Source organism: Hymenobacter lucidus (genome assembly GCF_020447265.1).
Lineage (GTDB): Bacteria > Bacteroidota > Bacteroidia > Cytophagales > Hymenobacteraceae > Hymenobacter > Hymenobacter lucidus.
The window spans coordinates 349,150-362,327 of the sequence record NZ_JAJADR010000001.1; the positions used below are offsets into that span (position 1 = coordinate 349,150).

Below are 13,178 nucleotides of genomic sequence, written 5' to 3' on the forward strand. Positions count from 1 at the left end.
CCGCTCGGGTTTCGGGTAAAGCGGCGGGCTTAGAAAGCCAGAATCACCGCCTCGATAATGTCGCAGGCCTCGTGCATCTGCTCCTCGGTAATGACCAGGGGCGGGGCAAAGCGGATAATGTCGCCGTGGGTGGGCTTGGCCAGCAGGCCGCGCTCCATGAGGCTCACGCACACGTCCCAGGCGGTGCGGCCATCGGCGTGGGGCTTAATCACGACGGCGTTGAGCAGACCTTTGCCCCGCACCAGCTCCACCACTTCGGGCCGTTTGGCCATCACGCGGCGCATCCGCTCCCGGAATACTTCGCCCTGGGCCTTCGAGTTGCTGATCAGGTGCTCGTCGTGGAGCACGTCGAGGGCGGCGCGCAGTACCACGCAAGCCAGCGGGTTGCCGCCAAACGTGGATCCGTGCTGCCCGGGCTGAATGGTGAGCATAATCGTATCCGAGGCCAGCACCGCCGATACCGGCATGGTGCCGCCCGACAAGGCCTTGCCCAGAATCAGAATATCAGCGTGTACGGCTTCGTAACACACGGCCAGCAGCTCACCGGTGCGGCCCAGTCCGGTCTGGATTTCGTCGGCAATGAAGAGCACATTGTGGGCCTTGCACAGGGCATGGGCCTTGGCCAGGTAGCCATCGGCCGGTACCATCACGCCGGCCTCGCCCTGAATGGGCTCCACCAGAAAGCCGCAGACGTGCGGGTCCTGCAGGGCTTCTTCCAGCGCTGCCAAGTCATCGTAGGGCACCACTTGGTAGCCGGGCATGTAGGGCCCGAAGCCGCCTGTGCTGTCGGCGTCGGTGCTGAAGGAGATGATGCCGGTGGTGCGGCCGTGGAAGTTGTGCTCGGCCACCAGAATGCGGGCCTGGTTGGGGGCAATACCTTTTTCCTGGTAGCCCCACTTGCGGGCCAGCTTCAGGGCGGTTTCCACGGCTTCGGCGCCTGAGTTCATCAGCAGGGCTTTGTCGTAGCCAAACAACTCACAGAGCTGCTTTTCGGCTGGCCCGAGCTGGTCGTTGAAGAAGGCGCGCGAAGTCAGGGTCAGCTTCTGGGCCTGCTCTACCATAGCGCCCACGATGCGCGGGTGGCAATGGCCCTGGTTGACGGCCGAGTAAGCCGACAAAAAGTCGAAATACTGCTTGCCGTCCACGTCCCACACATGTACGCCTTCGCCCCGGCTCAGCACTACGGGCAGTGGGTGGTAGTTGTGAGCGCCATAACGGTCTTCCAGGGCCATCAGCTCCTGGCTGCGGCTGGTAGTATCGGCGGGGTGGGGGTGGGTAGGCTGCATAGTGGGAGGGGTTAAGCAGGAAAGCAGATTCAACTCCTTCAAAACTACGCAAAAGACCCAAAAGACTGCGCCTCGGCCCTCCCGAATGACTACTCGCCCAGCCGGTCGAGCCGATCCTGAATATCGAGAAACTTGCCCACGTAGTTGCCTTCCTCCGAGCCGTCGGCCCGCGCCAGCGTCCAGTCGTAGACGGCGCTGGTCGTGAATTCCAGCGTCTGGCCCTGCTGGTACTGGCGCACGGTCTGCAGCGTGTTGGCAATGGTGCCCTGCACGTAGGTATCTTCCCACTGCGTGACCTGCACGAAAACCTGCTCGAAGGTGCCGTCGGCATCCACCACGCGGGTGGTCAGGTAAAACGTTTCCCCTGGCTTCAGGCCCGTTTGAAACCTTTTTTTGGCTTGGGGCAAGGTTTTCAACGCTTCCTTCATCGGTTTGGCAATCAGCTGGTCGAACAGCGCCATCGACTGAGCCGCGCCTACCGAGCCGGCCGCTTCGGCCGAAACTACCGCCACTGGCCGGTCGGCGGCTGGCTGCTGCCCACGGGCTTCCAGCGCCACTACAGTCAGCGGAAGCAGCAAAAGACCAAAGGCACGGTGCAAGTACATAAGCAAAGGAGATGTTTCGGCCCGGAAAGCTATTCTAAAATACGAAAAAGCCGCCTTGTCCGCCAGTTTACGCCAGGCTTTCCCGGCGCTTTAGCCCGCCGTGGCGGTGGTAGCTACTGGCGCGGGCCGGTCTTTTTCCAGCGCCCCAATCAGCCGCTTGCCCAGCGCCATACCCGGCTTCTCGATGAGGTGATAGGTGACGGTAGCCACCAGCACATCCAGCGCCAGCAGCGTCAGGTAGCGCACTGCGTAGTTGAGCAGCCCCGTGCCCAGACCCGGTTGGGGCAGCAGGTCGGTGAGGTGAAACTGCTGCATGGCGTGCAGCACGGCAAAGTGCGTCAGATACATGCTGTAGCTGATTTTGCCCGCATAAATGGTAAACGAATTCACCAGGAGCCGCACCGGATACAGCGACAACGCATATGTAAGCAGCACGAAAGCCACCCCAATGCAGAGGTAGTTGGGCACTAGGTCGGCAAAGACGAAGCGGGCCAGCAGCAGCCCCACCGTGAGCAATAGCAGCCAGGCCCGGGTCGGGTCGGGACCCAAAGTAGGGCCAGCTGGGGCACGCAGCAGGAAAAATAGCACGATGCCCATGGCAAACACCGGCAGCTGGGTCGGAAAAGCCAGAAAGATAAAGTCGGTCCAGAGCTGGGCTTCCGGAATGAGCGGGTGGCGGCCCATCCAGAGCACGAAAGCCACGGCTACTAGTGTCGTTATAACCGTTAGTGTCAGGGCCCGCTTCAGCGAGTCAGCATAAAGAAACAATAGAGGCAGAATCAGGTAAAAGCTCATTTCCACCGCAATAGACCAGCCGCCCGGCACGATGCTGTTGATCCAGCGCGGGTTCCAGCCGTTGCTAAAGGTGGCCGTGGCCAGCACCTGCGCCGCCGTCACCCCCGGGGCGTTGCCCAGCCAGGTGCGTGGCCCCCAGCCATCCTGCCACAGGTAGTAGAGAATGGCGCAGTAAAAGAGCGGGGCAATCCGGAAAAACCGCCGCAGAAAGAAGTTGAGCGTGGGGTGCCGTTCTTGCGAAGCCCGGCTGCCCATTGATAAAAACAGGGTGAGGGCACTGAGCACGTAAAACAGCTGTACCCCGCGCGCGCCCTGCTGCACGGCCGCGGCAAACAGTGGATGGTCGGGCGTGTTAGTGCCAAACAGGGCGCAATGCACCAGCAGCACGGCCAGCACGGCCACGCCCCGCAAGGCATCGATGTAGTCGTATTTCTTGGTTTCCATAGGTCAGGGAGTCAGGTCGGCCGCCAGTTCGATGAAACATGGAGCTAAAATAAGAACAACATTTTATAAAATAAATATAATTTATAAGTAGAATGTTTATGCCTCTATTGGCTGCATGGCTGCCGTCAGACGGTGGTTTTGCGCTATTGCCCGTAACTTGCCCGCCAATGGCACTCAAACCGCAACCCCTGCAGCCGGGCGACTATTATCTGACTCCGGAAGGTTTTATGGTCTTTACTGAGCAGTATCATTTGCGCCGCGGATTCTGCTGCAAAAGTGGCTGCCGGCACTGTCCGTGGGGTTTTGCCAACGGCAAACCTGCCCCGCCCAAGCCTCCGACTATTGGCTAACCGCTTATTTTTCAGCGCGCCGGTTTGTTACTGTCGTACAAATACCGATATTTGCGTCCCTTTTTCCAGCATTGAAACCACTAAGTCCCTCGATATCATGGCACGAGTTTGTGATCTGACCGGCAAGCGTACCCGCGTAGGCAACAACGTTTCGCACGCCAACAACAAAACCAAGCGCAAGTTCTACCCGAACCTGCAGAAAAAGCGCTTCTACATTCCAGAAGAAGACTCTTGGGTAACGCTGAAAGTTGCGACCAGCACCATCCGCACCATCAACAAGAACGGCATCATGTCGGTCCTGAAGAAGGCAAAAGAGCAGGGCTTCATCGTTTACTAGTTTTTTCGGAAGCCCCGGGTAGTATCTTACGGCGAAACCAGCTGAATTTTTCCGCACGCAACGTGCCGGGCCATTCAGCGTCCTTTCTGCCGTATGCGCTACTCTCTTCTGTCTAAAACAACCCGGGTACTCCTTGCCGTCGTCCTGACGGCTTCCTTGGCTGGCCATTCGCCGGAAGTCCGCGCCCAGCGCCCGACTTCCTCCGACCGTCCCACCGATTTTCTGGACCCCGCCTTTCACCGGCAACGGAGAGAGCTGCTGCGCCAAGCGCTGCCGGCTCGCTCCGTTGCCGTTTTGTTTGCGGCCCCCGTCCGCAACCGCGCCAACGATGTGGATTTTATCTACCATCAGGCTCCGGACTTTTACTACCTGACGGGCTATACCGAGCCCCACGCGGTGCTGCTGCTCTTCAAAGAGCCCCAGACCATCGGCGGGCAGAGCGGCATCACGGAGGCGCTGTTTACCCAGCCCCGCGACCCGCAGCGCGAGTCCTGGACCGGCCGCCGCCTGGGCGCTGATGGGGCCAAAGAGCAGCTTAAGCTGCAATACACGGCCGATAATAAGTCGTTTGCCGAAGCTGGCATCAAGTGGGCCGACTTTGGCCAGATTCTTTTCACGGACTTGCCGGCCGACGTACGCGACGATGCCCGCGACCCAGCCGATTTGTTCAACTTGGTAGCCGACTTCCGCCGCCAGGCCGGCGTACCTACCGACTACAACCCGCTGGTGGCTGAGCTGCGCGGCCTGATTCAGCGCTACGGGGCGGCGAATTCGGCCAACCTGCTGCCTTACGTTGAAAGCCAGAGCAAGGCCCAGCCCGCTGTGGCGGCCGATGCCTACATCCAGGCGTACCGCCAGGCCAAAACCGACGCCGACCGCCAGAAAGCCATTGCCAACAAGCCCGCCCCAGCCCGCTACGACGCGGCCACACTGGTCGAAGTGCTAAGCGGCCTGCGGGAAATAAAAACGCCCGAGGAGTTGAAGCTGCTACGCCGCGCCGTCCAGATTTCGACCACCGGCCAGCAGGAGGTAATGAAGGCACTGAAGCCCGATATGTCGGAAAACGAGGTGCAGGGCCTGCACGAGTACGTGTACCGCCGCTACGGGGCCGAGTTTGAAGGTTACCCCAGCATTGTGGGCGCCGGCGCCAACGGCTGTATTCTGCACTACGAAACCAACGACAAGCCCCGCCTCGGCAACGACCTGATTCTGATGGACTGCGGAGCCGAATACCACGGCTACACCGCCGACGTGACGCGCACGGCTCCGCCCAGCGGCAAGTTTTCCCCCGCCCAGCGCCAGATCTACGAGCTGGTGCTGGCGGCTCAGGATGCGGCCTTCAAGGAGTGCAAGCCGGGCAGCGAGTTTCAGGCCCCGCACAAAGCCGCCCTGCAGGTTATTACCGATGGGCTCATCAAGCTGGGCCTGATTAAGGATGCTACCGAGGTGCGCAAATATTTCCCCCACGGCACCTCGCACTACCTGGGCCTCGACGTGCATGACCGTGGCACCTACCAGCCGCTGCAGCCGGGCGTGGTTATCACCGTGGAGCCGGGTATCTACATTCCCGCCAACAGCCCCTGCGACCCGAAGTGGTGGAACATCGGCGTACGAATCGAAGATGACATCCTGATTACCAAGAACGGCTACGAGAATCTGTCGGCCGGCGCCCCGCGCACGGTGGCGGAGATAGAAACCCTGATGGCTAAACCCAGCGCGCTGGATAATTTTAAGCTGCCGAATCTAAAGTAATTGTAGCCGGGACAACGCTGAAATTGTTTCCAAAGCACCAGTTATTCAGAAACAATCATTCCATGCAGTTCGGATTATTCCGAAATAATTTCGGAAAATGTAGGCTACATCGGGCTGACCGTTTGGCAATTCCGAAAAGACTTGTACCTTTGCAGTCCTTAATCCAAAACCCCAAGTCGAGATGGCTAAGAAAGGAAACCGGGTGCAGGTAATCCTGGAGTGCACCGAGCACAAGAACTCGGGTATGCCGGGCACCTCGCGCTACATTACCACCAAGAATCGTAAGAACACGCCTGAGCGTGTTGAGTTGAAGAAGTTCAACTCCGTGCTCAAGAAAATGACCGTCCACAAGGAAATCAAGTAATTGAGCGATGGCTAAGAAAGTAGTAGCAACCCTGAAAGTAGCAGGCGGCAAAGACTGGGCAAAGGTCATCCGCGCTGTAAAGTCCCCTAAGACCGGCGCGTATACCTTCCGTGAGGAAATGGTACCCGTCGACAAAGTGCAGGAGTACATTGCCTCCGGCACGAAGTAATTCGACGCCTCCGGGCGTAGTGAATGAAGTGAAGAAGTCCCGCCGCCGTGGGACTTTTTTGCGTATTAGGGTTTTTTAAATCTGGTGCTGAGTGCTCAGTCGGTAGTGCTTGGTACGGAAGCGCGCAGAAAGAGCGAACTTGCATCGGTTTCGTAGCTTTTGCGCGGCGAAGCACCAACAACTAAGCACTAAGCACCACTAAATGGGACTTTTCGATTTCTTTAAGAAAGACAAGGAGAGCAAAGAGCAGCAGGAGTCGCTGGATAAAGGGCTGGAAAAGTCGAAAACCAGCTTTTTCGACCAGCTCAGCAAGGCCGTAGTTGGCAAGGCCACGGTAGACGAAGCCGTGCTCGACGATCTGGAAAGCGTGCTGGTCCATGCCGACGTAGGCATCGAAACTACGGTGAAGGTCATTGACCGCATCGAGAAGCGCGTGGCCCGCGACAAATATGTGAGTACCAGCGAGCTGGACCGCATCCTGCGGGAGGAAATTGCCGGCCTGCTCGACGGCAACAGCGGCGCCACCGGCTCCCGCGCCATTCTGGACCGTGCCGACAGCCCCGGCCATCCGTTCGTTATCATGGTAGTGGGCGTAAATGGCGTGGGTAAAACCACGACCATCGGCAAGCTGGCTCACCGCTTCCACTCAGCTGGCAAGAAAGTCGTGCTCGGCGCCGCTGACACTTTCCGGGCCGCCGCCGTCGATCAACTCATCATTTGGGGGCAGCGCGTGGGCGTGCCGGTTATTTCGCATGGCATGAACACCGACCCGGCTTCCGTAGCTTATGATGCGGTGCAGAAAGGCGTGGAAATGGGGGCTGACGTGGTCATTATCGATACGGCCGGCCGCCTGCACAACAAGGTGAACCTGATGAACGAGCTCAGCAAGATTAAGCGCGTGATGCAGAAGGTGCTGCCAGATGCGCCGCATGAGGTACTGCTGGTGCTCGATGGCAGCACAGGCCAGAATGCCTTTTTGCAGGCCAAGGAATTCACCAAAGCCACCGAAGTAACGGCCCTGGCTATTACCAAGCTCGACGGCACGGCCAAGGGCGGCGTGGTAATTGGCATCTCCGACCAGTTCAACATTCCGGTGCGCTACATCGGCGTAGGCGAGAAAATGACGGATCTGCAGCTGTTTGATCGGCATACTTACGTTAACTCGCTGTTTTCGAAGAAGTAAGCTAACTAACTGCCGAAAGAAAAGCGCCACCGCCTCCCGCGGTGGCGCTTTTGCGTTATTTTGCTCCGACTCACTATTTCATTTCCGCACGATGGGCTTTCGGGACGTATTCGACAAACTGCGGGGCGCGACTCCGCCACCACCTTCCACCGGCATCCGCGAGGTGCTGTTCGGCGACCTGCCCGCGGCACAGTGGCCCGCCACCGATTCAGACCTGCGCGAGGTAGAGCCCCGGGTAAGGGACTGGCGCGCATCAATATGCTCACGCCCAGCGGACTGCACTTCGGGCAGGCTCCCTTCGACGCGCTGTGGCAGGATGCGCTGGGCGGGCCCGTGATGGCCGCCGCCTTGCATCTGATGCAGGCCCTCACGGCCAAGCACCAGCCACTGACCGGCGCGCAGCCCTAAAAGCCGGGTGCTAGGGCCAACGTCCTGCATTGCTTACAGTAGGTGGCGCGGTAGCCAGCCTCACCAGACAACGGATTGGCTGCTGCCAGCATCTGCCAGAGTATGCAGACCGTTTCCACTCTCGACCTTCCGGCCGCCGAAGCTACCCCGGCCCGCCTGCACCCATTTCTGAGCCAGAAGCTGCGGTTCTGGTCGTTGGTGGCCATGGTGCTGCTGGTATACGTGCACGGCTACAATCTGCACCCGCGCTATTTGCAGCCTTGGACGCCCGTGGACGAGCCGCTGTCGGTGGGGGCGTGGGTGCAGTACTTGCTGGCTAACGGACTGCTGCGCTTCCGCATCCCGATTCTGTTTGCCATTTCCGGCTACCTGTTTGCCTTTCATGACACGAGGGCGCCGCACAAAGTCCGGGTGAAACGGCGGGTGCTGACGTTGCTGGTGCCCTACCTGCTGTGGAGTGCCTTCGGGCTGGGCCTGACGTGGGCCATGGAGCAGTACGGGCCCACCCGGCAGCTGGTGCTGGATGCTTCGCTGAGCATTTTTGGCCCGGAAAACCCCTTCGTGAGCGGCTACAGCCCCGGGGAGCTGCTGCTACGCTGGTTACTTTTCCCGATACCGTTTCAACTATGGTTTCTGCGCGGCTTGCTGGTGTATAATCTCGCCTATCCGTGGCTGCGAAAGGCCGTCTTGCAGGCGCCGAAGGTGTATTTTCCTGTTGCCGGGTTGCTGTGGCTGCTTGATATCAGCGTGCCGCCGCTGTTGGAGGGCACCGGGCTGGTGTTCTTTGCCCTGGGCGTGTGGCTGCAAAAGCGCAATGTAAACCTGCTGACTCCGCCCCAGTGGCTGCGGCCGGGCCTGCTGGCGGTGGTATGGCTAGCGTTGCTGGCGGGCAAAACCTCCCTGGCTTTTGCCTCCGAGCATCCGCCGTTCATCCCGATGCTGCTGCTGCACAAAACGGCCGAGGCGTTGGGCATCCTCGTCATGTGGTTTGGTACTGATGCGCTGGTGCGAGTGGCCATGCGGCAGGCGTGGTTTGTGTGGCTCACGGGCTTTTCCTTCATGATCTATGCGCTGCACGTACCGCTGGTAAATTATGCCACCGAAGCCGCTCTGCACCAGTGGCCGGATCAGCAGCTGCTGGTGTACCTGCTGCTGCCCCTGGCCGTGGTGGTGCTGGCCGTGCTGCTGGGCGCGGTGCTGCGCCGGCTGCTGCCTGCCCTGTACAGCGTGCTGACGGGCGGGCGGGGCTTGTGAGGCACGCCGCTGAGTAAAGGAACGTTCGGAGTAGGAAAAGGCGTTGGCTCCTGCGTACCTTTGCGGTCCAAAATTCGTCGTGGGCAGAAACCGGCAACTTTCTCACTTCTAAGAAATTGCCTGACTACCCGCTTATTCCATTCGCATGAAAGTAAGAAGCCAGCTGGCCAATAAAGTCAACGTCATTACCCTCGGGTGCTCCAAAAACATCGTCGATTCGGAGGTGCTGATGGGGCAGCTGCAGGCCAATAATTTCCAGGTAACCCACGAGGCCGAGCAGAACGACGCCAACATCGTGATTATCAACACCTGCGGCTTTATCGACAATGCCAAGCAGGAAAGCATCGACACGATTCTGCGCTATGCCGACGAAAAGGAAGCCGGCCGCCTCGATAAGCTCTACGTGACGGGCTGCCTCTCGCAGCGCTACAAAGACGAGCTGGAAGTGGAAATTCCGCAGGTGGATGCCTATTTCGGCACTCTGGAGCTGCCCCAGCTGATGAAAACCCTGGAGGCCAACTACATGCACGAGCTGGTGGGCGAGCGGCTCATTACCACTCCCCGCCACTACGCCTACTTCAAGATTGCCGAAGGCTGCAACCGGCCCTGCTCGTTCTGCGCCATTCCGTTGATGCGCGGCAAGCACGTCGACCGGCCCATTGAGGACTTGGTGAAGGAAGCCAAACGCTTGGCCAGCATGGGCACCAAGGAGCTGATTCTCATTGCCCAGGACTTGACCTACTACGGCCTGGAAGCCTACGGCGAGCGGAAGCTGGCCGACCTGCTGCGCAACCTCTCCGACGTGAACGGCATTGACTGGATCCGGCTGCAGTACGCTTATCCGTCGCAGTTTCCGCTGGATGCCCTGGACGTAATGGCCGAGCGCGAAAACATCTGCAAATACCTGGATATGCCTTTGCAGCACATTTCGGACCCCATGCTCAAGTCGATGCGCCGGGGTATTTCAAAGCGCCGCACCATCGAGCTGGTGGATACCATCCGGCAGCGGGTGCCCGGCATTGCGCTGCGTACTACCCTTATTGCCGGCCATCCTGGCGAAACCCAGCAGGATTTCGAGGAGCTCTACGACTTCGTGGAAAAAACCAAGTTTGAGCGCCTAGGCATCTTTACTTACTCGCACGAGGAAAACACCCACTCCCACACCCTGGCCGACGACGTGCCTGCCGAAGTAAAGCAAAGCCGCGCCGACCAGATTATGGAGCTGCAGCAGGGTATTTCGATGGACCTGAACGAGCAGAAAGTAGGCAACACCTACAAAGTGCTCTTCGACCGCAAGGAAAGCGGCTATTACGTGGGCCGCACCGAGTTCGACTCGCCCGAAGTCGACAACGAAGTGCTGGTGCCGGCCACGCCCGATACCTACGTGTCGCTGGGCGGCTTTGCCAACGTGAAAATCAACGACGTATCGGACTTCGACCTGTACGGCGAGCTGGTAAAATAGCTTGGACCAAAACTGATAACGAAAAAAGCCACCTGCTCAGGTGGCTTTTTTTCGTTTGGACCGGCGCCGGCGGTGTCCTTTGGTCCAGTACAGCACCAGGCCGATAACGGGCTGAGTGAGTACGGTATGAAACCAGCGGCGCTTTTCCCAGCGGCCCGGGAAGTAGCCTCGTTGAATATAAAGCAGGGTATACACCCAGGGCAAGGGCACCACGATGAGCAGCCACAGGCCCAGGAGCTGAAACAGATTCATGCGGACGCGGTTTGACTCCTATTCAGGACGAACGTAGAGCCTGTGCAACAGCAAAACCGCCCGGCGGGTGCGCCACCGACTGCCGCTTTGCTGTAATTTTTTTGCGGACCTTGCGCCGCCAATAGTCCCCTTCGTTTATGCCTCTGCATCATCTCAGCTACGCCGCCACGGGTGCCTTCTCGTCCTTTATTGCCGATTATATCCAGCAGAATCCCGCGCTGCGGCCCTATTATCACCGCTTCCCGACGCTGACGGAATTTGAGGGGCAGATAGCCGAAAAGCAGGCCGCCTACGCGCCCGAGGCCCGGCAGCGGCTGGTGGCCGCGCTGCGGGAGCAGTACGCTGGCTTGGGCGAAACGCACCCGGCCGTGGCCGCCAACCTGGAGCTGCTGGGCAAGGAGACAACCTTCACCGTCACGACCGGCCACCAGCTGAACCTGCTGACCGGGCCGCTGTATTTCATCTACAAGATCGTGACGACCATTAAGCTGAGCCAGCAGCTGAAGGCCCGCTATCCGCAGTACGATTTCGTGCCCGTGTACTGGATGGCGACGGAAGACCACGATTTTGCCGAAATCAACCACTTTCACCTCTTTGGCAAAAAGCACGAGTGGCAGAACGAGCAGGTGGGCGGGCCGGTGGGCCGCATGCTGCTGGCTGGCCTGCAGGAGCAGGTGCTCGACCAGCTGCCGGCCGACGTGCCAGCCGCTTTTCGGGAGGCTTACGAGGCCGGCGGCACGCTCACCGAAGCCACCCGCCGCCTGACCCACGCCTTGTTTGGCGAGTTTGGCCTGGTGAGCATCGACGGCGACAGTGCGGCGCTGAAGCAGGCCTTGGTGCCGGTGCTGGAGCGCGAAATCCGGGAGCAGGCTTCTAACAAAGCCGTGCAGGCCACCAATGCCCAGCTGGAAGCCGCTGGCTACAAGCCCCAGATTTACTCCCGGCCCCTCAACTTGTTCTTCCTGACCAATGAGGGCAAGCGGGAGCGAATCGAGCTGGAGGGCAACTGTTACGCGGTGCGCAACACCAGCCTTTGTTACAGCCAGGACGAGCTGTTGGAGCTGGCCCGCACCCAGCCCGAGTGCTTCAGCCCGAACGTGGTGCTGCGGCCGTTGTATCAGGAAATGCTGCTGCCCAACCTTTGCTACATCGGCGGCGGGGCCGAAGTGGCCTACTGGTTTCAGCTCCGGCAGGTATTCATCGACAACCAGGTGCCGTTCCCGATGCTGCTGCTGCGCAACTCGGCCCTGTATCTGGGCAAGGCCAACGCCGGCAAGCTGCGCAAGCTGGGCCTCACGCCCACCGACGTTTTCCGGCCGCTGCCCGAGCTCAAAAAGCAGGTGGGCGCCACGCTGGGCCAGGAAGAAGTGAGCTTGAGCGAGCAGCAGCAGGCCATTGCCGCCACCTTTCAGCAGATAACTGACCTGGCCCAGCGCCTCGACCCGACGCTGGTAAAAACCGTGGCCGCCGAAGCCCAGAAAGTAGCCGGCGGACTGGCCGGCCTCGAAAAGCGCCTCAGCAAAGCCGCCGAAGCCAAGCACGATACGGCCTACTCGCAGCTCACGGCCGTAAAGGAAAAGCTCTTTCCGGGCGGCGACCTGCAGGAGCGCGTCGACAACGTGCTGTCCATTCTGATCAACAACCCCGAGTTTATTCCGCAGCTCCTGGAGGCGTTCGAGCCGCTGGCCCTGGAGCTTACGGTAGTGGAAGAGGCTTGATTCTAGATAATATAGGCCTGCAGTTTAGCCGCCGCCTTCGATACTTTCGGGGGCGGCGGCGGTGTTTTATATTGCACGGCTTTCTATCCATTTCTGCCCGCTACGTTTTTCCTGTCTGGTTACCAGATGCTAAGCGCGGCGCCCGGCAGCGCTAACCGGCCCGTGTATTGCCCGCCGCCTTTTTCGACCACGTATGCTGAAAAGTGAATTGCGGCGGCAGATGCTGTCCTGGCGGCAGGCTCTGTCGGAGCTGGAGCTGGCCACGCGCAGCCAGCAGGTGGCGGCCCGGCTGTTCAAGGAAACCTACCTGACCCAGCTGCGGGCCATTCACGTGTTTCTGCCCATTCAGCGGCAGCGCGAACTGGATACCTGGGGCATCATTCGCCGCTTCTGGCGCGAGTTTCCGGAGGTGCATATGGTGGTGCCCGTGATGCAGGAAGACGGCCGCTCGCTGCGCCATTACCTGCTCACGCCCGACACCGAGCTGGTGGAAAACGCCTGGAACGTGCCCGAGCCGCTGAATGCCGCCGAGGTAGCGCCCCAGGAGCTGGATGCCGTGCTGATTCCGCTGCTGGCCTTCGATGAAGCCGGCAACCGCGTGGGCTACGGCAAGGGCTTCTACGACCGGTTTCTGCAACAGTGCCGCCCCGATGTGCTGCTCATTGGCCTCTCCCTGGAAGACCCCGTGGCGCGCATCGCCGATGCCTGGGAGGGCGACGTGCGCCTGCACGCCTGCGTAACGCCCGGCCGGGTGTGGCGCTTCGAAAAGTAAGCCCGGCCGGAGCCGGCCACAACAAAG

At 59.9% G+C, this 13,178-nt stretch carries 15 protein-coding genes; 11 read left to right on the forward strand and 4 right to left on the reverse strand.

Translation table 11 applies throughout. The annotated features are described in order from the left end of the window. Positions 1–29 precede the first annotated feature (29 nt). The 3 genes from rocD to LGH74_RS01430 form a co-directional block, all read right to left on the reverse strand. Entirely contained in the window at positions 30–1,286 is a 1,257-nt protein-coding gene (gene rocD / locus LGH74_RS01420; RefSeq protein WP_226170767.1) for an ornithine--oxo-acid transaminase, read from the reverse strand. Positions 1,287–1,375: 89 nt separating this feature from the next. Next, a complete protein-coding gene (locus LGH74_RS01425; protein WP_226170770.1) occupies positions 1,376–1,891 on the reverse strand; it encodes a DUF2314 domain-containing protein in 516 nt (171 codons plus the stop codon). A 90-nt stretch (positions 1,892–1,981) separates the two neighbouring features. After that, the gene (locus LGH74_RS01430; RefSeq protein WP_226170772.1) at positions 1,982–3,130 is read right to left on the reverse strand and encodes an acyltransferase family protein; all 1,149 of its coding nucleotides are present in this window, start codon (positions 3,128–3,130) and stop codon (positions 1,982–1,984) included. A gap of 167 nt (positions 3,131–3,297) precedes the next feature. On the opposite strand from LGH74_RS01430, the gene LGH74_RS01435 reads away from it, so the two are divergent. The 9 genes from LGH74_RS01435 (at position 3,298) to rimO (ending at position 10,409) form a co-directional block, all read left to right on the forward strand. Then, on the forward strand, positions 3,298–3,480 hold the full coding sequence (locus LGH74_RS01435) for a C1orf53 family protein (RefSeq protein ID WP_226173724.1): 183 nt from the start codon (positions 3,298–3,300) through the stop codon (positions 3,478–3,480). 97 nt (positions 3,481–3,577) lie between these two features. Beyond that, complete coding sequence (gene rpmB, locus LGH74_RS01440) at positions 3,578–3,817, forward strand: 50S ribosomal protein L28 (RefSeq protein ID WP_022825070.1); 240 nt, start codon at positions 3,578–3,580, stop codon at positions 3,815–3,817. Between the two features lie 93 nt (positions 3,818–3,910). Beyond that, positions 3,911–5,569: an aminopeptidase P family protein gene (locus tag LGH74_RS01445; protein WP_226170774.1), complete on the forward strand. Its 1,659-nt coding sequence runs from the start codon at positions 3,911–3,913 to the stop codon at positions 5,567–5,569. Between the two features lie 181 nt (positions 5,570–5,750). Next, positions 5,751–5,933 carry a 50S ribosomal protein L33 gene (gene rpmG, locus LGH74_RS01450; protein ID WP_135498243.1) on the forward strand — a complete coding sequence of 61 codons (183 nt, stop codon included), beginning with the start codon at positions 5,751–5,753 and terminating at the stop codon, positions 5,931–5,933. Positions 5,934–5,940: 7 nt separating this feature from the next. Beyond that, positions 5,941–6,102, forward strand: a complete 162-nt coding sequence (locus LGH74_RS01455; protein WP_135395614.1) for a DUF4295 domain-containing protein — start codon at positions 5,941–5,943, stop codon at positions 6,100–6,102. A gap of 202 nt (positions 6,103–6,304) precedes the next feature. Then, positions 6,305–7,285 (forward strand): signal recognition particle-docking protein FtsY, encoded by a 981-nt coding sequence (gene ftsY / locus LGH74_RS01460; protein ID WP_226170784.1) that lies wholly within the window; start codon positions 6,305–6,307, stop codon positions 7,283–7,285. 258 nt (positions 7,286–7,543) lie between these two features. Further along, positions 7,544–7,693, forward strand: a complete 150-nt coding sequence (locus tag LGH74_RS01465; RefSeq protein WP_226170786.1) for a hypothetical protein — start codon at positions 7,544–7,546, stop codon at positions 7,691–7,693. Between the two features lie 102 nt (positions 7,694–7,795). Further along, the gene (locus LGH74_RS01470) at positions 7,796–8,947 is read left to right on the forward strand and encodes an acyltransferase family protein (protein WP_226170788.1); all 1,152 of its coding nucleotides are present in this window, start codon (positions 7,796–7,798) and stop codon (positions 8,945–8,947) included. 145 nt (positions 8,948–9,092) lie between these two features. Beyond that, positions 9,093–10,409: a 30S ribosomal protein S12 methylthiotransferase RimO gene (gene rimO / locus LGH74_RS01475; protein ID WP_226170790.1), complete on the forward strand. Its 1,317-nt coding sequence runs from the start codon at positions 9,093–9,095 to the stop codon at positions 10,407–10,409. Positions 10,410–10,445: 36 nt separating this feature from the next. Here the strand turns inward: rimO and LGH74_RS01480 are convergent, their stop codons facing one another. Next, complete coding sequence (locus LGH74_RS01480) at positions 10,446–10,661, reverse strand: hypothetical protein (protein ID WP_226170795.1); 216 nt, start codon at positions 10,659–10,661, stop codon at positions 10,446–10,448. A gap of 137 nt (positions 10,662–10,798) precedes the next feature. On the opposite strand from LGH74_RS01480, the gene bshC reads away from it, so the two are divergent. Further along, positions 10,799–12,379 carry a bacillithiol biosynthesis cysteine-adding enzyme BshC gene (bshC, locus tag LGH74_RS01485; RefSeq protein ID WP_226170797.1) on the forward strand — a complete coding sequence of 527 codons (1,581 nt, stop codon included), beginning with the start codon at positions 10,799–10,801 and terminating at the stop codon, positions 12,377–12,379. 193 nt (positions 12,380–12,572) lie between these two features. After that, entirely contained in the window at positions 12,573–13,151 is a 579-nt protein-coding gene (locus LGH74_RS01490; RefSeq protein WP_226170799.1) for a 5-formyltetrahydrofolate cyclo-ligase, read from the forward strand. Positions 13,152–13,178: the final 27 nt, after the last annotated feature.